The 20,117-nt window shown below is 73.1% G+C and carries 19 protein-coding genes; 12 read left to right on the top strand and 7 right to left on the bottom strand.

Features of this window, described 5'->3' with window-relative positions; all coding sequences use genetic code 11:
- Positions 1 to 47 precede the first annotated feature (47 nt).
- Both AB0Q96_RS24140 and AB0Q96_RS24135 read right to left on the bottom strand, forming a co-directional pair.
- Positions 48 to 518, bottom strand: coding sequence for a hypothetical protein (locus AB0Q96_RS24140; RefSeq protein ID WP_365328735.1), 471 nt, complete (start codon positions 516 to 518; stop codon positions 48 to 50).
- An 85-nt stretch (positions 519 to 603) separates the two neighbouring features.
- Positions 604 to 1,221 (bottom strand): hypothetical protein, encoded by a 618-nt coding sequence (locus AB0Q96_RS24135; protein WP_365328733.1) that lies wholly within the window; start codon positions 1,219 to 1,221, stop codon positions 604 to 606.
- A gap of 73 nt (positions 1,222 to 1,294) precedes the next feature.
- Between AB0Q96_RS24135 and AB0Q96_RS24130 the strand changes: the two genes are divergently transcribed.
- Entirely contained in the window at positions 1,295 to 1,861 is a 567-nt protein-coding gene (locus AB0Q96_RS24130; RefSeq protein ID WP_365328731.1) for a GNAT family N-acetyltransferase, read from the top strand.
- A gap of 18 nt (positions 1,862 to 1,879) precedes the next feature.
- On the opposite strand, the gene AB0Q96_RS24125 is transcribed toward AB0Q96_RS24130, so the two are convergent.
- From AB0Q96_RS24125 to AB0Q96_RS24115, 3 genes are read right to left on the bottom strand one after another with little or no spacing between them, the layout of a single operon-like run.
- The gene (locus AB0Q96_RS24125) at positions 1,880 to 2,197 is read right to left on the bottom strand and encodes a hypothetical protein (protein WP_365328730.1); all 318 of its coding nucleotides are present in this window, start codon (positions 2,195 to 2,197) and stop codon (positions 1,880 to 1,882) included.
- 3 nt (positions 2,198 to 2,200) lie between these two features.
- Positions 2,201 to 2,965: an SDR family oxidoreductase gene (locus AB0Q96_RS24120; protein ID WP_365328728.1), complete on the bottom strand. Its 765-nt coding sequence runs from the start codon at positions 2,963 to 2,965 to the stop codon at positions 2,201 to 2,203.
- Positions 2,966 to 3,025: 60 nt separating this feature from the next.
- On the bottom strand, positions 3,026 to 3,619 hold the full coding sequence (locus AB0Q96_RS24115) for a TetR/AcrR family transcriptional regulator (RefSeq protein ID WP_365328726.1): 594 nt from the start codon (positions 3,617 to 3,619) through the stop codon (positions 3,026 to 3,028).
- 87 nt (positions 3,620 to 3,706) lie between these two features.
- Here AB0Q96_RS24115 and AB0Q96_RS24110 point away from each other — a divergent pair, with 87 nt between their 5' ends.
- Entirely contained in the window at positions 3,707 to 4,057 is a 351-nt protein-coding gene (locus AB0Q96_RS24110; RefSeq protein WP_365328724.1) for a hypothetical protein, read from the top strand.
- A 114-nt stretch (positions 4,058 to 4,171) separates the two neighbouring features.
- Positions 4,172 to 6,760, top strand: a complete 2,589-nt coding sequence (locus tag AB0Q96_RS24105; RefSeq protein ID WP_365328722.1) for a hypothetical protein — start codon at positions 4,172 to 4,174, stop codon at positions 6,758 to 6,760.
- A gap of 197 nt (positions 6,761 to 6,957) precedes the next feature.
- Here the strand turns inward: AB0Q96_RS24105 and AB0Q96_RS24100 are convergent, their stop codons facing one another.
- Entirely contained in the window at positions 6,958 to 7,752 is a 795-nt protein-coding gene (locus AB0Q96_RS24100) for an SGNH/GDSL hydrolase family protein (RefSeq protein WP_365328720.1), read from the bottom strand.
- Positions 7,753 to 8,245: 493 nt separating this feature from the next.
- Here AB0Q96_RS24100 and AB0Q96_RS24095 point away from each other — a divergent pair, with 493 nt between their 5' ends.
- The 6 genes from AB0Q96_RS24095 (at position 8,246) to AB0Q96_RS24070 (ending at position 15,799) form a co-directional block, all read left to right on the top strand.
- Positions 8,246 to 9,637: an aminotransferase class V-fold PLP-dependent enzyme gene (locus tag AB0Q96_RS24095; protein ID WP_365328718.1), complete on the top strand. Its 1,392-nt coding sequence runs from the start codon at positions 8,246 to 8,248 to the stop codon at positions 9,635 to 9,637.
- Entirely contained in the window at positions 9,613 to 10,956 is a 1,344-nt protein-coding gene (locus AB0Q96_RS24090; protein ID WP_365328716.1) for a sugar ABC transporter substrate-binding protein, read from the top strand. The genes AB0Q96_RS24095 and AB0Q96_RS24090 overlap by 25 nt, the downstream gene beginning before the upstream one ends.
- 2 nt (positions 10,957 to 10,958) lie before the next feature.
- Positions 10,959 to 11,957 carry a sugar ABC transporter permease gene (locus AB0Q96_RS24085; RefSeq protein WP_365328714.1) on the top strand — a complete coding sequence of 333 codons (999 nt, stop codon included), beginning with the start codon at positions 10,959 to 10,961 and terminating at the stop codon, positions 11,955 to 11,957.
- Positions 11,954 to 12,769 (top strand): carbohydrate ABC transporter permease, encoded by an 816-nt coding sequence (locus AB0Q96_RS24080; RefSeq protein ID WP_365328712.1) that lies wholly within the window; start codon positions 11,954 to 11,956, stop codon positions 12,767 to 12,769. The genes AB0Q96_RS24085 and AB0Q96_RS24080 overlap by 4 nt, the downstream gene beginning before the upstream one ends.
- 5 nt (positions 12,770 to 12,774) lie before the next feature.
- Positions 12,775 to 14,700 carry an alpha-galactosidase gene (locus tag AB0Q96_RS24075; RefSeq protein ID WP_365328709.1) on the top strand — a complete coding sequence of 642 codons (1,926 nt, stop codon included), beginning with the start codon at positions 12,775 to 12,777 and terminating at the stop codon, positions 14,698 to 14,700.
- A 70-nt stretch (positions 14,701 to 14,770) separates the two neighbouring features.
- Positions 14,771 to 15,799: a LacI family DNA-binding transcriptional regulator gene (locus AB0Q96_RS24070; RefSeq protein WP_365328706.1), complete on the top strand. Its 1,029-nt coding sequence runs from the start codon at positions 14,771 to 14,773 to the stop codon at positions 15,797 to 15,799.
- 22 nt (positions 15,800 to 15,821) lie between these two features.
- Here AB0Q96_RS24070 and AB0Q96_RS24065 read toward each other — a convergent pair whose 3' ends face one another.
- Entirely contained in the window at positions 15,822 to 16,247 is a 426-nt protein-coding gene (locus tag AB0Q96_RS24065; RefSeq protein WP_365328704.1) for a MarR family transcriptional regulator, read from the bottom strand.
- Positions 16,248 to 16,383: 136 nt separating this feature from the next.
- Between AB0Q96_RS24065 and AB0Q96_RS24060 the strand changes: the two genes are divergently transcribed.
- Genes AB0Q96_RS24060 through AB0Q96_RS24050 form a run of 3 tightly spaced genes read left to right on the top strand, consistent with a single transcriptional unit; the run spans position 16,384 to position 20,113 of the window.
- Positions 16,384 to 17,217 carry a crotonase/enoyl-CoA hydratase family protein gene (locus AB0Q96_RS24060; RefSeq protein WP_365328702.1) on the top strand — a complete coding sequence of 278 codons (834 nt, stop codon included), beginning with the start codon at positions 16,384 to 16,386 and terminating at the stop codon, positions 17,215 to 17,217.
- Complete coding sequence (locus AB0Q96_RS24055) at positions 17,214 to 19,232, top strand: acetoacetate--CoA ligase (RefSeq protein ID WP_365328700.1); 2,019 nt, start codon at positions 17,214 to 17,216, stop codon at positions 19,230 to 19,232. The genes AB0Q96_RS24060 and AB0Q96_RS24055 overlap by 4 nt, the downstream gene beginning before the upstream one ends.
- The gene (locus AB0Q96_RS24050; RefSeq protein ID WP_365328698.1) at positions 19,229 to 20,113 is read left to right on the top strand and encodes a 3-hydroxyacyl-CoA dehydrogenase NAD-binding domain-containing protein; all 885 of its coding nucleotides are present in this window, start codon (positions 19,229 to 19,231) and stop codon (positions 20,111 to 20,113) included. Before AB0Q96_RS24055 ends, AB0Q96_RS24050 begins: the two co-directional genes overlap by 4 nt.
- Positions 20,114 to 20,117 lie beyond the last annotated feature (4 nt).

Raw genomic sequence — 20,117 nt, 5'->3', positions numbered from 1 at the left:
TCGGCGCACCCGCGAGGAGAATCCCTCCTTCCCGCCGGCTCGGGGCCCTACTTGATCAACGCGTTGGCCACCGCGATGGCCAAGCCGATCGTCGCGTCCGCCAGTCCCACGAGCACGGCGGAGCGGCGCCGGTAGCCGGACTTCAGCGCGGCGAAGGTGCCCCAGCCGCCGAGCAGCAGGGTGTTGAGGGTCAGGCCGACCGTCGTGACCGGCCCCTCGTCCCAGTCCGCCGCCCCGGCGAGGAACAGCAGCGCCACGGTGGGCAGGACGGCGACCACGAGGGGCCATTCCTCTCCCAGCGCGGTGAGCAGACGCCGCCATCGGACGGCGGCGCTGCCGGTGTGATGGGTGGCCATGTGGTGCGCGTATCCGTGCACCAGGCCGGCGGCGATCGCGGTGACGAGGATCCAGAGGGCGTCGTAGACGGGCGTGAAGCGCTGGCCCTCGCTCTGCAACGCCGCGAGCAGGGCACTTGCCAGGACTGTCCCGTAAATTCCACCAAACATCCAATTTCGCATGATTCCCCACCGTACGGGACACCGCTCCGGCCCCGGAACCGGCCGTTACCCGGGCCTTATACGCGGACGTCGTACGGTGAGGGCCTCAGCGCCGGGAGAGCGGGGCCCCGGCGCCCAGCAGGCGGTCGACGCGCCGCGGGAGGTCGGACCACGGCCGCGGGGCGACCACCGGCACCCCGGCCGCGCGGGCCTGGTCGGCGAGCCACCGCCCGTACCGGACGCTGACCCGCGCGCGATGCCGCTGCGGTCCCTCCTCGGGCTCGCGGGCGAGGTAGTGGGAGACCACCCGCGCCTCGTCGTCCTCGTGGACGACGACACCCCGCACCGGGCCGTCCGCCGTCGCGAGTCCGGGAAGGACGTAGTCCCCTTCGAGGATCACCGGGGTGTCCGTGTCCACGTGGTTGGCGACGACCGCCTCGACGGCCGGTGCGAGGGCCCGCGCGATCGCGATCTGCCGCTCGACCACGAACTCCGGTTCCCGGTGCGCGGCTTCCGGATGCGTACGCCAGTAATGGACCTCGGGCAGGTGCTCGGGCCGGGTCACCGCCAGCAGCGCCTCCACGATGTCGTCGAGCTCGACGACGGGCACGCCGTACCGCGGCGCCAGGTCCCGGGCGAGCCGGGTCTTGCCCATGCCCGACGCGCCGCCGACGATGAGCACCCGCCATCCGGGCCTGTTCCGTACGCACTTGTCACTGTCCACGCGGGAACTGTAATGACCTCCCGTGATCGCCCGGAACCCGATCCGGGCCGAGCCCGCCGCATAGGATCGGCCGATGAACGCCACCGCACTCCTGCGCGCGGACGCCTCGCCGTCCGCGCCCCCGCTCGTCCTGCGTCCCTGGTCCATGGCGGACGTCGCCGCGCTCGTCGAGGCGTACCGGGACCCCGCCATGCGGCGCTGGATCACCACGGTCGTGGACGACGAGGCCGACGCCGAGCGATGGGTCGAAACCCAGGAGGCCGGATGGGCGTCCGGCACCCGGTTCAGCTTCGCGGTCCTCGAAGCGGGAGCCGGCGAGGACCCCGGCCGACTGGTCGGCAACGTGGCCCTCAAGGGCGTGGCGGCCGGGAAGCCGACGGCCGAGGTCGGCTACTGGACGGCCGCGCCCGCCCGTGGACGGGGGGTGGCGCAGCGGGCCCTGGAAGCCGTCACCGACTGGGCGTTCCGCACCTTCGGCGACGCCGGTCTGGACACCCTCGAACTGCTCCACCAGGTGGACAACGAGGCGTCCTGCCGCGTGGCCGAGAAGAGCGGCTACCCCCTCGACCGACTCCTGTCCGCGACGCCGCCGGCCTTCCCGCGCGACGGCCACCTGCACGTACGGCACAGGAAGGTCTGACGCCCCGGCCGTCGGCGGCTACGGCTCGTACAACGGGAGGAAATGGATGACCGCCTCCTCGTAGGGGTGGGCAGCGCGGACGGCCCGCTGGACGGCGCGGGCCTGATCCGTGTCGCAGAACGACTCGACCCGGCACTCCTCGCTGCGCTGAACGGCGCCCACCGCGCCGTCGTACGGCCGCGCGCCGGACTCGGCCTGCCAGCTGCCGGTCACCTTCCAGACGCTGGAGCACCGCGCGTACGCGCCCACGCGCCCCGCACCGGCCGTGTGGAGGGCCTCGATCACGGCCTCCGCGTGACTCTCGGGGACGGATATCTCGATCTTCAGACGCGCCATGCCCTACACCTGCTCGAAGTGGAAGGAGCGGATGAAGCAGTCCCGTGGCTGGCCGATCGCGAAGAGGACGCAGTCGAGGACGGACCGGGCGGTCAGCGGGTCGTCCGCCGTGCGGGAGTCCCGCTCCCAGCCGGGGCCGAGCGGGTCGCCGTCCGTGAAGTCCGGCGGATAGAGCGAGATGACCCGGATCCCCTCGGGGCGGAGCCGGTGCGAGAGGACGTCGGCGAAGCCGGCCTGGGCGGCCTTCGCCGCGTAGAACGCGGGATGCGCCTGCGACCGGTGGTTCCGGGCCTCCGCGGCGGCGGAGACCAGGTTGACGACGTCCGCGCCCGCGGAGGCGCGCAGCAAGGGCAGGAAGTGCTTGACCACCAACAGGGTCCCGGTGGCTCCGGAGGCGACGGTGTCGCTGATCGCCTCGTCGTCGGCGTCCCACAGGTCCGGGCCCGCCAGGTAGCGGGCGCCGTTGTTGACCAGCACGTCCACCCGGTCCGTGTGCGCGGCGACCCCTTCCGCGAAGCCCCGTACGGTGGCCGGGTCGGCAAGGTCGCACGCGAACGCGTCCACGCGCGCCCCGCTGTCGGCCGCCACCTCCTCGGCCACCTTCCGGGCGCCGGCCTGCGTACGAGCGGAGAGGAACACGCGCGCCCCCCGCTGCCCCGCCTGCAACGCGAACGCCCTCCCGAACCCACGCCCGGCCCCCGTGACCACCACCGTCTTTCCGGTGAGATCCATCCGCGCACCCCCTTCGACCTTCTGGTTCTCGATCATGGTGAGCGTAACCGCGGCGGCGACGCGCCGAGCCCCGGGCCTCCGGCACACGCGGACGTCCTAGTCGGCCCGCACCGAAGCCCAGATGCGGTCGGACAGGATCCGGGCCGCCCGGTCGAGGTCGAGTTCCTCCGGGGTGGCCAGCCAGCGGTGCGCGGCGACCGCGACCGGGCCGACGACCAGGACCTCCAGGAGGGGGCCCGGGAGCGCGGCGAGCTCGCCCGTGTCGGTCCAGCGCTTCAGGTGGTCGGCGACGCGGGGGAAGTGGTCCGGCGGGACGCCGCGGGCGCGGTCGGCGTCGACGGCCAGGTAGCTGGAGTACGCCGAGCCGTGCAGGTAGCGGGCCACGGCCGGGTTCTCCGCGATGAAGCGCAGGTACGTCGTCACGAACGCCCGGATGCCGGTGCGGGCCGTCCGGGCGCGGTCGACGGCGCCGAGGGCCGCCGCGTACGTCTGCTGGAGGCAGTGCCCGTACAGGGCCGCCGCCAGACCGTCGAAGCTGCCGAAGTGGTGGTACAGGCTGCCGAGGCTGACCCCGCTCGCCCGGGTCACCGCGTGGACGGTGAACCCGGCCTGCCCGGAGGTGGAGAACACCTCCAGCGCCGCCGTCAGGAGGCGTTCGACGGTGGCCTCGCCACGGGACTGCTTTGCCATGGGGGGAGTATAGACAGACGTGAAGATCTCGAATATTTTTCTAGAACTAAACTCTAGAAGTGGCGTCGGCGGGGCCATACTGCGGCCATGGACGATCTGATGATGAAACTGGTCTCCGCCGCCCTCACCGGCGGCCTCGTGGCCCTGGTCGGATACGCGGGCGCCGCGCGCCGCCGCCGGCGGGCCACCCGCGCCGAGGCCGTGCTGACCGCGACCGAGGACCCCACCCAGGCCCTGCTCCGGCACGCCGAGGAAGCCGACCGCAACCGGGACGAACTGGTCGCCCAGGGCCGCCTGTCCGAGGCCCTCGACCACGCCCGCGACGCCGTCGACCACTGGACCGCCCTCACCCAGACCCGCGTCGGCCGGTTCCAGGGCGAACGGCAGTCCGCGCTGCGCCGCTTCGAGGAGCTGCGCAGCCGCACCGGGTCCGCCTGAGCACGGAAGGGCCCCCATGGCCCTCGCCGACTGGTCCGGCCGCAGAGAAGTAAATATGGACTAAATAGTAGCATTATGTGATAGATCGCTACGCTCGGTGTCCATAGTCTTGTCATGACGAGAAGCAACTGCGGACCCCCGAGGTCGCGTACCCGGACGCCCCGCTTCGTGGCGGCCGCGGCGATCCTCGGGCTGCTGGGCAGCGGACTGGCCGGCTCCCTCGCTCACGCCGCGGGCCCCGCCGACCGCCCCGCGGCCCCCACACCCCGTGCGGGTGCCCCGCTGCTCGACGAGACCTTCACCGGCGCCACCGCCGACTCCCGGTTCACCGCCGTCGGCGCGGCCTGCCTCACCGGCGCCGCCCCCGCCCCCGGTGGCTCCGGCAACCATCCGCTCACCGGCTGTCCCACCCCCGGCACCGGCCCGGTGCCCCCACAGAACGGCGCCCCCCACGGCTATCTGCGGCTGACCGACTCCGGGAACGACCAGAGCGGGGCCGTCCTCTTCGACCAGGCGCTCCCTGCCGGCAACGGCCTCGACGTCACCTTCGACCAGTGGCAGTACGGCAGCACCACGCCCAACACCCCGGCCGACGGCATCTCCTTCTTCCTGGTGAACGGCGACGTCTCGCTCGCCCACCCCGGAGCCTTCGGCGGCAGCCTCGGCTACGCCCAGAAGCTCCCCGACGACAACCCCAACCTCGACTTCCTGCCCGGCGTCGACCGCGGCTACCTCGGCGTCGGCCTCGACGTCCTCGGGAACTACTTCGGCGACTGGGAGCAGCGGGGCAACGGCTGTCCGACCCGCTCCCCGGCCGGCACCGGCTTCCGCGTCCCCGGGCCCGGCCGGAACATGGTCACCGTCCGCGGCCCCGGTGACGGCACCGTCGGATACTGCTTCCTGACCGCGACGACCAGTAACTTCACCACCACCGCGCCGTGGCCGTCCACTCTGCCCGGCTCCCTCCAGGGCCCGCTCACCACCCTGCCGGCCGATGTGACGCCGCAGCAGGCGGAGACCCTGCTCGAACCCTCGCGGCGCCGGGTGAACGTGCACCTCACCCCGGCCCCCTCCCCGGTCCTCACCGTCTCGGTCGACTTCAACGACGGCCAGGGCATGCGCCAGGTCCTCCAGACCCAGGCCCCCGAGCCGGTGCCGTCGACCTACAAGTTCGGCTTCGCCGCCTCGACGGGCCTGTTCACCGACGTGCACCTGATCCGCAACGTCTCGGTCAGCACCGAACAGCCGCTGCCCGAACTCAACCTGGTCAAGCAGGTCCACGAGCCGAGGCCGGGCGAACTCGTCGTCGGCACCCCCGTCGCGTACGACTTCGTCGTCACCAACGCCGGCAACACACCGGTCAACGACATCGCGGTCCACGATCCGACGGTCGGCGACATCGACTGCCCGGTCACCGTCCTCGAACCGGGTCGGACGATCACCTGCACCGGCACCTACCTGATCACCGCGGCGGACGTGGCCCGGGGCCACGTCACCAACACCGCGCGCGCCACCGGCACCTCCGGCGGCGACCCGGTCACCTCCCCCGACTCCACCGTCAAGGTGCCCATCGAGGCGCCCCCCGGCATGACCATCGTCAAGAGCGTCGACGCCGCCGGACCCTTCGACATCGGCGACACCGTGCCGTACGGCTACGTGGTCACCAACGAGGGCGGCACCGAGATCACCGGCCTCGCCATCACCGACAACCGCGTCACGGGCATCACCTGCGACTCCACCACCCTGGCCCCGGCCGGCAGCCCCGGCGACAGCACCACCTGCCGCGGCACCTACACGGTGACCGCCGCCGATGCCCAGACCGGACACGTCACCAACACGGCCAAGGCCACCGGTACCTCCGACGGCCGGCCGATCGAGTCCCCGCCGACCGAGGCCACCGTCACCGTCGTCGGCACCTCCTCCCTCGGTCTCACCAAGAAGGCCGACACGGCGGGACCGGTCCGTGTCGGACAGACCGTCAGCTACACGTACACCGTGACCAACACCGGCCGGACGACCCTGGACCACCTCGCCGTCCAGGACGACCACGCCCCCGACGTCACCTGTGAAGCCACCACCCTGGCCGCCGGCGAGCACACCACCTGTCGGGCCACCTACCGGGTGACCGAGGCCGACCTCGCGCTCGGCCACCTCACCAACCAGGCCCGGGCCACCGCGACCGACCCGCGCGACGAGACCGTCGTCAGCCCGTTCGCGGAGGTCACCCTGAACGTCGTCGGCGTCTCGAAGCTGACCGTGACCAAGAAGGCCGACACGGCCGGACCGGTCGAGCCCGGTGACCGGATCACCTACACGTACAACGTGGTCAACGAGGGCTCGACCTCCCTCGAAGGCATCGCCGTCACCGACGACCGTGCCGCGGACGTCGTCTGTGAGCCGACGACGCTGGCACCCGGCGCCCACGCCACCTGCCGCGCCACGTACACGGTCACCGAGGAGGACGCCGTCGCCGGCCACGTCACCAATACCGCCAAGGCCACCGGCACCGATCCCGACGGCGCCACCGTCGAGAGCCCCCCGGTCCGGCTCCGCATCCCCGCCGCCTGCCCGCCCAAGGGCTACGGCGACGCCGGCTGCGAGGCGGGCGAACACGAGGGCGGCTACGGCGAGGGCTACGGCGAGGGCTACGGCGAGGGCCGCGACAAGACCGCGAAGCGGCCCGGGAAGGAGACCGCGCGCTGATCCGACCTCGACGTGACACGGGACCGGACCGAGCCGCAGAGCGGCCGGTCCGGTCCCTTCGCGCAGGGCACTACCGGGCCGGTCCGCCTCGGCGACGTCGCGTCGCGTCGCGTCGCACGGATCGTCCCGGTCCCCGAGTCGCCGGGCTTTCTGCCGCGGCCTGGTCCAGGGTGCCGGTCGGCAACCGCGGGCAGGGGTCAGACGGCGGAACGGAAGGCGGGCAGGTATCCGCCCGACTGTCCGGCGGCCTTGGGGTGGTAGGAGTCGTAGACTGGAATGGACAGGCTGTGCAGCCAGGAGTCCGCGGAACAGATCTCGTGGCCGGTGAACTCGTCGACGACACTGGAGAAGGTGAATCCCGCGTTCGCCGCCTGCTTCGCCAGCACACCGTTCAGGGTGTCGGAACCCCGGTTGATCGCCGCTCGCTCGGTCTCGCTGAGTCCGGCGATGCAGCTTCCGGACAGCTTGTAGAACCTGGGGTACCCGAGGACCACCACGCGCGCCTGGGGTGCGCGGCTGCGGATGTCCCCGTAGAGGGCGGAGAGGCCCCCGGGAAGCGAGCCGTTCATCTTCGTGATGGCGGTGTTGACGGCCGCGACGCAGGTGGCCTCGCTGTTGAGCACGCATGTCTGCATGATGTCCGCGAACCCGACGTCGTTGCCGCCCGCTGTGACGCTGACGAGGGTCGTGGTCGAGTTCAGGGGGCCGAGCTGGCCGCTGCGGACGGTTCCGGTGGTCGCGCCGGAGCACGCGGTGGAGGAGAACGAGGCGGGGGAGTTGGCCGCTGCCCACAGGTAGGGGTACGAGTTGGTGCTGCGACGGCAGCCGCCGCTGTCCGAGAGGTAGCTGCCGGCGCCCACGCCGGAGGAGTACGAGTCGCCGAGAGCCACGTAGCGGTGGCCGGCGGCGCTGGCCGGCTGGGCGATTCCGAGGGCCGTGGCGGCCATGGCGAGCGCGGTGGACGCGGACAGCGCGATTCTTCGCCAGAGCATGGCGATCAGCCTCAAATCCAGAGTGTGGGGGGTGAGTTGGTTGAACGCGACACTTCTAGCAGGGCGGAGATACCGGCGGGTAGCCCCTGGCGCGGATGTCGTCCGCTTTGGGCGCATGTTTAATTCTCCGCGCGTAGACTCGTCCTGATTGCGCCCCGTACGCGCGGCGTCGGCCCGCGGGCGGGTGCGGCTGCAACAGGCCGCTCGCCGGGGGCGCTTCGGCATCGGTGGCGCACGGCACGCCCTCGGGACCCGCGACCGCTGCGGCCCTCGTCGGCCGGCTTCGCGCATGATCGGCCGGACGGGCCCTGGCCGCCGCGCGGGGCCGGACACGGGGGGTTCGGCCCCGCGCGCGTCGCACGGGCGGCGCGCGGGCATTCCGCGCTCTCGCCGAAACCTGTCGCCCGACCTCTTGTCGGGGCGCCTTCGTCTCTCTAATGTGAACCTTCAAATTCCAGGGATGCCATGACCCTGGCTTCTTGAGGGGCAAATTTTGAACGATCAAATTCGTCGGCCACGAGGCGGCCCGCCGGTCGGCTACCTCGACTACGCGCGGGTCGGCCCCCTCACCCCCGAGTCCGCCTCCGCGCTCGCCGACGCCGTCGCGGTGGCCGGCCGATGCGGGCCCGGCGACATCGACGGGCTCTTCGCCCTCAGCGACGCCGCCCGCGCCTCGGCGGCCCGGCTCCTCGACGCCCGCCCCCACGAGATCGCCCTCGCCCCGTCCACCAGCAACGGCCTCTTCACCGCCGCCGCCGCCCTGCGCGGACCCGGAACCGTGCTGGTGCCCCGGGACGAGTTCCCCGCGAACGTCTATCCCTGGCTCCGCTTCGCCGGCCGCGGCGGCCTCGGCGTGCGGTTCGTCGACCCGGACGGGCAGCGGCACATCACGCCCGACCTCCTGCGCCGGAACCTCACCCCCGACGTCACCGCCCTCGCCGTCAGTGCTGTCGACTCGCTCACCGGACACCTGGCGCCGCTCGCCGCCCTCAAGGAGGTCCTCGGGCCGGACCGCCTGCTGATCGTCGACGCGATCCAGGGACTCGGCGCCGTGCCCCTCGACGCGGACGCCGCCGACATCCTCGTCGGCGGCGGTCAGAAGTGGCTGCGGGCCGGCTGGGGAGCCGCCCTGCTGATGATCCGCGACCGGTGCGCCGAGCGGCTCACGCCCGGGCTCGGCGGCTGGGCCGGCGTCACGGAGCCCTTCGCGGACCGTCATCCGGCACCGCCGCTGCCCGGGGCCGCCGCGCACCTCGCCACCAACCCGGACTTCCCGGCCGCCGCCGCCCTCGGCGCCGCCGTGGACACGCTGCTCGCCCAGGGCGGTCCCGCGGTGCTCGGCGCCCGGATCCGCGCCACCCTCGCCGAACTCCTCGACCGTGCGCGGAGGGCGGGCGCGGATGTCCTGCTGGACGGACTGGGGGAGCGGGAGCGGGCCGGCATCGGCACCTTCCGTCTCCCCGGCCACGACCCCGCCGCCGTCCACCTCGCCCTCGAAACGGCGGGCGTGACCACCACGCGCCGCGGCGAGTGGATCCGGCTGTCGCCCCACGCCACCACGACACCCGCCGCGACGAAGCTGTTCGCCGACGCGCTGGGCGCCCTCACCCGGCGCGGGAGCCACATCCCCGCGAGCGACGTCCCCACGGGCCATGTGGCCACGGGCCATGTGGCCACGGGCCATGTGCCCGCGAGCCACATCCCCGCCAGCCACATCTCCACGAGCGATGTCCCCACGGGCCATGTCCCCGCGAACCACGTGCCCACGGGCCATGTGCCCACGAGCCATGTCCCCGCAAATCACGTGCCCACGAGCCACATCCCCACCACCCACACCCACCCCCGTAGCCAGGAGCCGACATGTCCCACCACGCCCACCCCCTGACCCGCCGCCGGATACTCCAGCTCGCCACCGCATCCGCCGCCGGACTCGGCCTGACCGCCTGTGGCAGCGGCGGTTCGGGCGGTGGCGCCGGTGGGGCCGACGGGGACAGCGGGCCGATCACGGTCTGGAGCTGGACCACCGCGGCCGAGGCGCTGCGCGGCGTCGTCCCGTCCTTCGAGCGCGACAACCCCGGCATCAAGGTCGACGTCCAGGACCTCGGCAACCCCGCCATCTGGGACAAGATCACCGTCGGTCTCGCCTCGGGCGGCAAGGGCCTCGCCGACGTCCTGCACATCGGCGTCGACTACCTGCCCGGCTACCTGGAGAAGTTCCCGCAGGGTCTCGCCGACCTGTCCCGGCTGGGGGCCGACCGGCACAAGGACGCCTTCGCCGAGGGCCTGTGGCCGACCGTCGTGGGCAAGGACAGAGCCGCCCACGCCCTCCCCTGGGAGGTCAACCCGCTCGGTCTCTTCTACCGGCACGACTACTTCGAGAAGGCCGGCGTCGACCCCGCCTCGATCACCAGCTGGGACGACCTGATCGCCGCCGGGCCGAAGATCCGCGCCGCCACCGGCGCCCGGCTGCTCGGGCTCGACAAGCCCGGCTCCAACCAGGACGTGGACTTCTTCCAGAACCTGATGCAGCTCCAGGGCGCCTTCTACTTCGACGCCGAAGGCCGGGTCACCCTCGCCTCCCGGCCCGCGGTCGAGGCCCTCACGGTCATCAAGCGGCTCAACGACGCCGGCCTCGTCTCCGACATCGCCGGCGAGGGCACCTGGAAGCGGCTGGTCGGCCAGGGGAAGCTGGCCACCGCGCCCGATCCCGCCTGGGCCGTCGAGTACCTGGCCGGCAAGTTCCCCGCGCAGAGCGGCAAGTGGCGCGTGATGCAGCCGCCCGCCGCCGTCCCCGGGGGAGGGCGCAGCGCCATCGTCAACTCCACCTACCTGGCCGTCTCCGCCACCAGCAAGCGCCGCAAGGCCGCCTGGCGGTTCATCGAGTACGCGCTCACCAAGCCGGTCGAGATCAACCGCATGTTCACCTCGGGCGGCGTCTTCCCGGCCCTCAAGAAGGCGTACGACGACCCGAGGTTCAGCGCCCCGCACCCCTTCTACGGCGGCCAGCAGGTGCTGCGCTCCTTCGTCACCTCGCTCGACTCGGGGGCGGCGCCCACCAACTTCACCGGCGACTACAGCCGGGCCATGAAGTTCGCCACCGACGCCCAGACGCAGGTGCTGCTCAAGGGCGCCGACCCGGCCACCGTGCTGAAGGCGGCGGCCGAGCAGCTCGCCCGCCAGACCGGCCGGAAGCTGGCGGCCTGACCATGTCCCTCGCCCCGCCCGAACGCCTCCGAGCCACCGGGGACGCCGCTGCCGAAGGCCCCGACGGCCGACGGCGCGCGGCACCCGCCCCCACCCGCCGACGCCCGCGCGCCGGCTCCGCCCGGCCCGCCGGCCGGCGCCGGCTGCTGACCCGCGGCTCCATCCCGTACGTCCTGGTCATGCCCGCCGTCCTGGGCTTCGCCGTCTTCAAGGCGTACCCGATCGCCGCCTCGTTCTGGATCAGTCTCACCACCGGCAACGGCGACTCCCAGCGCTTCGCCGGACTCGCCAACTACCGGCGCCTCCTGGAGGATCCGCTCTTCTGGACGGCGCTCAGGAACACCGCGCTGATCCTCGTCGTCCAGGTCCCGCTGATGCTCGGCCTCGCCCTGCTCGTCGCGCTCGGCCTCAACCACTCCAAGGTGTGGCTGCGCCCGCTGTGGCGGCTCGGCGTCTTCATCCCGTCCCTGACCGGCCTGGTCGCCACCGGCGTGATGTTCTCCGTGATCCTCAACCGCGACGCCGGACTGCTGAACTGGGTCCTCTCCCTGTTCGGCATCGACCCGGTCGACTGGCTCGGCAGCTCCTTCTGGGCCCGCATCGGCGTCGTCCTCGTCCTCAGCTGGCACTACACCGGCTACAACGCGGTGCTGTACCTCGCCGGCCTCCAGGGCATCCCCAAGGAGCTGTACGAGGCGGCCATGGTCGACGGCGCCGGACCGGTCCGGCGTTTCCTCTCCATCACCCTTCCCCAGCTGCGGCCGATCCTCCTGCTCACGGTCGTGCTCTCGACCATCGGCACCCTCCAGCTCTTCGACGAGCCGTACGTCCTCACCGGCGGCGGCCCCGACAACGCCACCCTGACGGTCACCATGTACCTCTACGACAACGGCTTCAAGTACTTCGACTTCGGCTACGCCTCGGCCCTCGCCTACGCCCTCGCGCTGATCGTGTCCGTGCTCGGCGTCCTCCAGGTCCGCCTGATGGGAGAACGCCGATGAAGTCGCGCGCCCCGCTGCTCACCGTCCTCCTCGCGGGCGCCTTCGGGCTCTGCGTCGGCCCGTTCTACTGGCTCGCCATGGCCGCCACCCAGGACGACAGGGACGTGTTCTCCTGGCCGCCCAAGCTGCTGCCCGGCGGCCACCTCCTGGACAACCTCCAGGGCCTCCAGGACTCCATCGGCCTGACCCGCGTCCTGATCAACAGCCTCGTCGTGGCGGGGCTCCAGACCGTCGGCGCGGTCGTCGTGTCGGTACTGGCCGGCTACGCCTTCGCTAAGTTCGAGTTCCGGGGACGGAACCTGTTCTTCGTCCTGCTGCTCAGCACCCTGGTCATCCCCGACACGGTGATGCTGATCCCGATCTTCCAGATGATGATGGACCTGGGCCTGATCGACTCGTACCCGTCCGTCATCCTGCCCGGCCTGGTCACCCCCTTCGGCATCTTCCTGATGCGGCAGGCGCTGCGCTCCATGCCCGACGAACTCCTCGACGCGGCCCGAGTCGACGGGGCGGGCGAGCTGCGGGTGCTGTGGCGGATCGTCATCCCGGTCAACCGGCCGGTCATCGCGGCGCTCGCGCTGTTCGTCTTCCTCGGCGGCTGGAACCAGTTCGTCTGGCCGCTGATCGCGCTGCGCAGCCCCGAGATGCACACGCTGCCCGTGGCCACCGCCACCCTGCAGGGCCTCTCGACCACGAACTACGCGCAGGTCCTGCTCGCCGGCGCCCTCGCCGCCATCCCCGTGATGGCCCTCTTCCTCGTCCTGCAGCGCCAGTTCATCTCCGGCCTGCTGGCCGGCGCGACCAAGGAGTGACCACCGTGACCACCACCCCGGACGCCGCCACCCCGGATCCCGTCACCCCGGCCGGCACCGCCCCGGCCACCGCCTCGCCGGACGCCGCCACCGCCCAGCCCGTGCCGGCCTGGCGGCCGAACACGCCCGCGGAGGACGCCTCCGGCACCGCCCGCCCCGCCGTCCACCGCAACCTCCCCACCGCCCTGCTCCACTCCACCGGCGCCCCGCTCACCGTCCACCTCACCGGACTCGGCGGCGACGGCTGGCAGGCGGCCGTCAGCCCGGTCGCCGACGGTGTGGCGCTCGTCGAGGTCACCGCGACGGAAGCGGTCACCGTCCGCGCCGAATGGCGGGTGCCCTGCGTCGGAGCCGTCGCCTACTGGACCCCCGACACGAGCGCCACCCGCTGGCTCCCGCCCTCCTGGAGCGCCCCGCGCACCGTCTCGCTCGCCCTGGGCGCTCCGGTCGCCAGCCTGGTCGGCACCGAGGACCGCGCCCTGTGCACCGCCGCGGCGGGCGAGACGACCGCGCCCGTACGGGTCGGGGCCGGCGTGGTGGAGGAGAGCGGTGAGTTCGCGTTCACCTTCGAGCAGGAACTCACCCCGGACGGGCCCCCGTTGCGCGTCCGGATCGACCTCAGCGGCCGGCACTTCGCCGGCACCCTGCGGGCCGTCACCGACTGGTGGGCGGCCGAGGGCCCGGACCACCCCGGGGTCGCGCCCGCCGCGCGGACGCCCGCGTACTCCACCTGGTACAGCCTCCACCAGAACGTCGACGCCGGCACCGTCGAGCGGCAGGCGGCGCTGGCGGCGGCCGTCGGCTGCGGCAGCGTCATCGTCGACGACGGCTGGCAGACCGCCGACCGTACCCGCGGCTACGGGCACTGCGGCGACTGGGACATGAACACGACCGCCTTCCCCGACCCGGCCGGCCACGTCGCCGGGGTGCGGCGCCTCGGCCTCGCCTACCTCCTCTGGTACGCGGTGCCGTTCATCGGGCGCCACAACGAGGCATGGGACCGGTTCAAGGGCCTGATCCTCCGGGAGACGCCCCGGCTGGACGCGGCCGTCCTCGACCCCCGGCACCCCGAGGTCCGCGGCTACCTGATCGACAAGATCGCCCGTGCCGTCGAGGAGTGGGACATGGACGGCGTGAAGCTGGACTTCCTCGACCTCTTCGCCGTCGCCGAACCCCCGCCCGCCCCCGCCGGCGCCGATCACGACACCGTCCACGACGGCGTACGCCGGCTCGTCGCCGATCTCGACGCCCGGCTGCGCCGCGCCAAGCCCGACGTGATCGTCGAGCACCGCCAGCCGTACGTGGGCCCCGGCCTCTGGCCGTACGCCACCATGGTCCGGGCCACCGACTGCCCGCTGAGCCCCGCCGAGAACCGCCAGCGGACCGTCGACTGCCGGCTCGTGGCGGGTCCGCTCGCCGTCCACGCCGACATGATCATGTGGCATTCCGCGGAGACGCCCGAGGCGGTGGCGGTGCACCTCGTCAACGCGCTGTTCTCGGTCCCGCAGATCTCCGTCGACCTCGGCGCCCAGACCCCGGACCAGCTCGCCGCCCTGCGCTTCTGGCTCGGCGTCTTCCGCCGGTACGCCGACGTGCTTCAGCTGGGTGCCCTGGAACCGGCCCGACCCGACCTGGGCTACCCCCTGATCCGCGCCCACGACCCCCGCACGACCGTGGTCGCGCGCTACGCGCCGCTGCCCGTGACGCTCCCGGACCGGGGCGCGGGGGAGGCCCCGGCGACGCTGCTCGTCGCCAACGCCGACAGCGATCCCGTGGTGCTCCTCACCGCCGCCCGGCCGGAACGGGCCCTCGTCCTCGTCCAGGACTGCCGTGGTGAGATCCTGTCCGAGACGGCGCTCGACCTCGTCGCCGGGGTGAACCCGGTGACCGTGCCGACCGGCGGACTGCTCACCCTGACCCGCGAGGACTGAACGACGGTGGTCCGGGGCGGCGCCCGGCGCCGCCCCGGACCACCGGCCACCCTGCCCCCACAGAGGAACGATGACCGCTCCACAGGTGACCATCGAGGACGTCGCCCGCACGGCGGGCGTCTCCCGCCAGACCGTCTCGAACGCCCTCAACGCCCCCCACCGGCTGCGCGCGACCACGCTCGCGCGGGTCACCGCCGCCATCGAGGAACTCGGCTACCAGCCCGACCAGTCGGCCCGCAGCCTGCGCACCGGCACCCGCAAGGTCATCGGCTATCCCGCGCCCGCCGACAACCCGGCCGACCCCAACCCGCTGATGGGCGGCTTCCTCCAGGCCCTCGTCAGCGCCGCCGACGCCGTCGGGCACCGCGTCCTGCTGTTCCGCTGCGACCCCCAACAGGGCGCCGGGGCCGTCGCCAAGTCCTTCCACGGGCTGATCGCCGCCCGCCAGGTCGACGGGTTCGTCCTCTCCGACGTCGTCCACGACGACCCTCGGGTCGACGTGCTCGCCGAGGCCGGCTTCCCGTTCGTCGCCTTCGGCCGCACGGCGCCCGGACGCCCGCAGAACTGGGTGGACATCGACTCCGCCGCCGCCACCGCGGACCTGGTGGGCCTCCTCCTCGGCCAGGGCCACCGCAGGATCTGCTACGTGAACTCCGCGGCGTCCCTGCCCTGGCTGGCCGACCGCCGGGCCGGCCTGCTCCAGGCCGCGGCGGCCGCCCCCGACGGCGCCTTCGAGGTCGGCGTCCCGGACGACGACCCGGCCGCCCTCTCCCAGGCGCTCCAGCGGCTGCTGGCCGGCCCGGACCGTCCCACCGCCCTGGTCTGCGCGAGCGACTGGCTGGCCCTGCCCGCCTATCAGGCCATCCGCGCCGCCGGCCTGACCGTCGGCACCGACGTCGCCGTCACCGGCTTCAACGACATGCCGCTGTGCACCCTGCTCCAGCCCACCCTCACCAGCGTCCGGCTGCCGCTGCCCGCCATCGCTCAGGCCCTCCTCGACCGCCTGATCAACGCCGTCGAGGACCGCGGCACGACCGCGACCCGGGGGCTGCTGCTCCCGGCGGAACGCGTGGTCCGCGACAGCACGCCGAGCCGGTAGGCGGTGGGCTCCGCGCGGCGTGCTACCCGAGCGCCGCGCGGGCCCGGTTGAGGTAGTCCCGGAAGGCCGTGCGCTCGCGGGTGGTGAAGCCCTTCAGCATCGCGTCCTCCAACGCGCGGACGGCCGGGGCGTGGAGGGCGAGGAGGGCGCGTCCCGCGTCGGTGAGGCCGATGACGTGGCGGCGGCGGCTCACCGGGTCGGGGGACCGGGTGATGAGGCCGCGCCGCTCCAGCGCACCGACCAGGTCGGACATGGACTGGGGTGTGACGAAGGAGTTGCGGGCGAGCTCGGCCGCGGACATGCCGTCCCGGCGTTCGAGCACGGTCAGCGCCGTGTACTGCAGGGCGGTGACGCCGGAGGGCTTGAGCAGCTCGTCGAGCCGGGCCCGGGTGGCCAGCTCGACCTGCTTCACCGAGTACAGCAGCGACGGCGGAGCGACGTCCTCCACTCACCCTCCCCAGTATCAGGAATCCTGTCGAATCCCCATCGTCAGGAATCCTGTCGAAAATTCTAGCTCACCCCCCTTGCTCGGCGGCGGCTCGTCCTTCGATACTCAGGATTCCTGATGATTGAGGAGCCTTCCCTTGAGCACGCTTTCCATTGACCGGCGCGACGGAGTGGCGCTCCTGACGCTCCGCCGTCCGGCCAAGCGCAACGCCCTCGACGACGCCACGGTGCTGCGCATCGAGGAGTTCTTCCGCAAGCCCGGCCCCGACGTGCGGGCCGTCGTCCTGGACGCCGAGGGCGACCACTTCTCGGCCGGACTCGACCTCGGCGAGCTGACCGAGCGCTCCACCGAGGAGGCCCTGGAGCACTCGCTCATGTGGCACCGCGTCTTCGACACCCTGGAAGGCGGCCGGGTCCCCGTGGTCGCCGCCCTCAAGGGCGCGGTCATCGGCGGCGGCCTGGAGCTGGCCGCCGCCGCGCACCTCCGCGTGGCCGACCCGACCACCTTCTACGCCCTCCCCGAAGGGCAGCGCGGACTCTTCGTCGGCGGCGGCGGCTCGGTCCGCCTCCCGCGCCTGATCGGCGCGCACCGGATGGCCGACATGATGCTCACCGGCCGCGTCCTCGACGCCGCCGAGGGCCAGGCCGCCGGCCTCTCGCAGTACCTGACCGCCGAGGGCGGGGCCCGCGCCAAGGCCCTGGAACTCGCCGCGCGCATCGCGGCCAACGCGCCCCTGACCAACTTCGCCGTCCTCCAGGCGCTCCCCAGGATCGCCGAGGCCGCACCGGCCGGCGGCCTGCTGCTCGAATCCCTCATGTCGGCCGTCGCGGCCGGCAGCGCCGACGCCCAGGCGAGGATGCGGGCGTTCCTGGACGGCCGCGCCGCCAAGGTGGCCGCCACCCGTGGCGACGCCGACGCGCCGGCCGAGACCTCCGCCGCACAGGCCGCCGCCGGAAGGGCCGCCCGATGAACGAGATCCTCAGCACCCCCGGCCCCACCGTCCGGGACGACACGGAGATCGGGCGCTTCCTCCGCTGGCTGGAGTCCGAGCGGCAGCTGGACTTCCCGGACTACGCGAGCCTGTGGCAGTGGTCCGTCACCGACCTCGCCGGGTTCTGGTCGTCGGTCTGGGAGTTCTTCGACGTCCGCCCGCACACCCCGCCCACGGCCCCCCTCGGCCGCAGGTCCATGCCGGACACCGAGTGGTTCCCCGGCGCGACCCTCAACTACGCCGAGCACGCCCTCGGCCGCGACGAGGACCTCGACGCCGTCGCGGTCGTCGCCCGCTCCCAGACCCGGGCGCCGGTCGAGCTGACCTTCGGCGAACTCCGCGAGCAGGTCGCCCGGGCCCGCGCCGGACTGCTGCGCCTCGGCGTCGGCAAGGGCGACCGGGTCGTCGCGTACCTGCCGAACATCCCCGAGACCCTGGTGGCCTTCCTCGCCACCGCGAGCATCGGCGCCGTCTGGGCGGCCTGCGCACCGGAGTTCGGCTCCCGCAGCGTCGTCGACCGCTTCGCCCAGCTCGAACCCAAGGTGCTGCTCACCGTCGCCGGCTACCGCTACGGGGAGCGCGACATCGACCGCCGCACCGAGGTCGCGGAGATCGCCGCGAAACTCCCCACCGTGGAACACGTCGTCCACGTCCCGTACGGCGGGAACACCCTGCCCGACGCGCTCTCCTGGACGGACCTGCTCGCGGCACCGGAGGGGGCGAAGGACCGGCCCGAACTCGCCTTCGAGGCCGTGCCGTTCGACCACCCCCTGTTCGTGCTCTTCTCCTCCGGCACCACCGGCGTCCCCAAGGCGATCGTGCACCGGCACGGCGGCATCCTCCTGGAGCACCTGAAGAACAACGCGCTCAGCTGGGACCTGAAGCCCGGCGACCGGATGCTCTGGTTCAGCACCACCGCCTGGATGCTGTGGAACACCCTCGTCTCCGCGCTGCTCGTCCGCGCCTCCGTCGTCATGATCGACGGCAACCCGGTCCACCCGGACCTGCGGGAACAGTGGCGGATCGCGGCGGACACCGGGGCGACCCTGATGGGCGTGAGCCCCGGCTACCTGATGGCCTGCCGCAAGGCCGGGATCGGTCCCGCCGAGGAGTTCGACCTGTCCCGGCTGCGGCAGCTCGGCGCGGCGGGCAGCCCCCTCGCCGCCGACGGATTCCGCTGGGTGGCCGAGCAGTTCGGCGACCGGGTGCTCCTCAACGTCGGCTGCGGAGGCACCGACGTGTGCACCGGCATCCTCCAGGGCGGCCCGCTCCAGACCGTGCGCGCCGGCGAGATCTCCGGCCCCTGCCTGGGCGTCGCCGCCTACGCGTACGACAGCGAGGGCCGGCAGGTGGTCGGCGAACTGGGCGATCTGGTGATCACCGAGCCGATGCCGTCGATGCCCGTCGGCTTCTGGGGCGACACCGACGGCTCCCGCTACCGGGCCGCGTACTTCGAGGAGTACCCCGGCGTGTGGCGGCACGGCGACTGGGTGCGCTTCGCGCCCGAGGGCCACTGCGTCGTCGCCGGCCGCTCCGACGCCACCCTCAACCGCGGCGGGGTCCGGCTCGGCACCGCCGAGTTCTACGCGGTCGTCGAGGACCTGCCGGAGGTCGACGACAGCCTCGTCGTCCACCTCGAGGACCCCGAGGGCGGCAACGGGGAACTGCTGCTCTTCGTCGCCGGACCCGAGGAGCTGGACGACGCCCTCCGCACGCGCATCGCGCGCACGCTGCGCTCGGCGCTGTCGCCGCGGCACGTCCCGGACGTCATCGAGCGGGTGCCCGCCATCCCGCGCAACCGGACCGGCAAGAAACTGGAGGTCCCGGTCAAACGGATCCTCCTCGGCGCCCGCCCCGACGCGGTCGCCAGCACCGACGTCCTCGCCGACCCGCACTCCCTGGACCCCTTCGTCACCTACGCGGCGGACCGCGCGGCCGACGCCGCCGCCGAGCGGGCCGACGACGCCGCACCGGGCGAGAGGAGCGGGTCATGAAGGTCGCCGTCGTAGGGACCGGAGTCATCGGCGCCTCCTGGACGACCCTCTTCCTGGAGTACGGGCACGAGGTCGTCGCGACCGACCCCGCACCCGGCGCGGAGGCACGGCTGCGCGCCGCGGTCACCGGCCCGCAGGAGCGCCTGTCCTTCACCCCGGACCCCGCCGAGGCCGTCGCGGACGCCGGCTTCGTCCAGGAGAACGGCCCCGAGCGCCCCGAGCTGAAGGACGAGGTCTTCGCCGTCCTCGACGCCGCCGCCCCGCCCGGGACCGTCCTGGCGAGCAGTTCGTCCGGCCTGCTGCCGTCCCGGATCCAGCGGGCCTGCGCGGCCCACCCCGAACGGGTCCTCGTCGGCCACCCGTTCAACCCGCCCCACCTGATCCCGCTGGTCGAGGTCGTCCCGGGCGAGCGGACCTCCGAGGCCGCCGTCGACACGGCCATGGCCTTCTACCGCACCCTCGGACGCCACCCCATCCGGCTCCGCCAGGAGCTCCCCGGCCACGTCGCGAACCGGCTCCAGGCCGCGCTGTGGCGCGAGGCGTACTCGCTGGTCGAACGGGGCGCGGCGAGCGTCGCCGACATCGACGCGGCCATCGCCCACGGCCCCGGACTGCGCTGGGCACTGCTCGGCCCGTTCCTCAACCAGCACCTGTCGGGCGGCCCCGGCGGCATCGCGCACGTACTGGAGCACCTCGGCCCGCCCATGGAGGAGTGGTGGGCCGACCTCGGCGCACCGCGCCTCACGCCCGAACTGACGCGCGCGATCACCGAGGGCGTGGCCGACGAGCTCGCCGGCACGCCCGAGGCCGAGCTGGTCGCCGCCCGCGACACCCTCCTGACCCTCCTCCTCGACGCGAAGAAGCGGACCGACCACCTGTGAGCAC

Source organism: Streptomyces sp. NPDC093111, from assembly GCF_040683955.1.
Lineage (GTDB): Bacteria > Actinomycetota > Actinomycetes > Streptomycetales > Streptomycetaceae > Streptomyces.
This window is presented reverse-complemented; position numbering and strand designations above follow the sequence as displayed.

What these genes read in the sequence shown, in the direction of transcription:
- AB0Q96_RS24140 (WP_365328735.1), bottom strand. Translation starts at nt 518, where the DNA reads ATGCGAAATTGGATGTTTGGTGGAATTTACGGGACAGTCCTGGCAAGT.
- AB0Q96_RS24130 (WP_365328731.1), top strand. Translation starts at nt 1,295, where the DNA reads ATGAACGCCACCGCACTCCTGCGCGCGGACGCCTCGCCGTCCGCGCCC.
- AB0Q96_RS24125 (WP_365328730.1), bottom strand. Translation starts at nt 2,197, where the DNA reads ATGGCGCGTCTGAAGATCGAGATATCCGTCCCCGAGAGTCACGCGGAG.
- AB0Q96_RS24120 (WP_365328728.1), bottom strand. Translation starts at nt 2,965, where the DNA reads ATGATCGAGAACCAGAAGGTCGAAGGGGGTGCGCGGATGGATCTCACC.
- AB0Q96_RS24115 (WP_365328726.1), bottom strand. Translation starts at nt 3,619, where the DNA reads ATGGCAAAGCAGTCCCGTGGCGAGGCCACCGTCGAACGCCTCCTGACG.
- AB0Q96_RS24110 (WP_365328724.1), top strand. Translation starts at nt 3,707, where the DNA reads ATGGACGATCTGATGATGAAACTGGTCTCCGCCGCCCTCACCGGCGGC.
- AB0Q96_RS24105 (WP_365328722.1), top strand. Translation starts at nt 4,172, where the DNA reads ATGACGAGAAGCAACTGCGGACCCCCGAGGTCGCGTACCCGGACGCCC.
- AB0Q96_RS24100 (WP_365328720.1), bottom strand. Translation starts at nt 7,752, where the DNA reads ATGCTCTGGCGAAGAATCGCGCTGTCCGCGTCCACCGCGCTCGCCATG.
- AB0Q96_RS24090 (WP_365328716.1), top strand. Translation starts at nt 9,613, where the DNA reads ATGTCCCACCACGCCCACCCCCTGACCCGCCGCCGGATACTCCAGCTC.
- AB0Q96_RS24085 (WP_365328714.1), top strand. Translation starts at nt 10,959, where the DNA reads ATGTCCCTCGCCCCGCCCGAACGCCTCCGAGCCACCGGGGACGCCGCT.
- AB0Q96_RS24080 (WP_365328712.1), top strand. Translation starts at nt 11,954, where the DNA reads ATGAAGTCGCGCGCCCCGCTGCTCACCGTCCTCCTCGCGGGCGCCTTC.
- AB0Q96_RS24070 (WP_365328706.1), top strand. Translation starts at nt 14,771, where the DNA reads ATGACCGCTCCACAGGTGACCATCGAGGACGTCGCCCGCACGGCGGGC.
- AB0Q96_RS24055 (WP_365328700.1), top strand. Translation starts at nt 17,214, where the DNA reads ATGAACGAGATCCTCAGCACCCCCGGCCCCACCGTCCGGGACGACACG.
- AB0Q96_RS24050 (WP_365328698.1), top strand. Translation starts at nt 19,229, where the DNA reads ATGAAGGTCGCCGTCGTAGGGACCGGAGTCATCGGCGCCTCCTGGACG.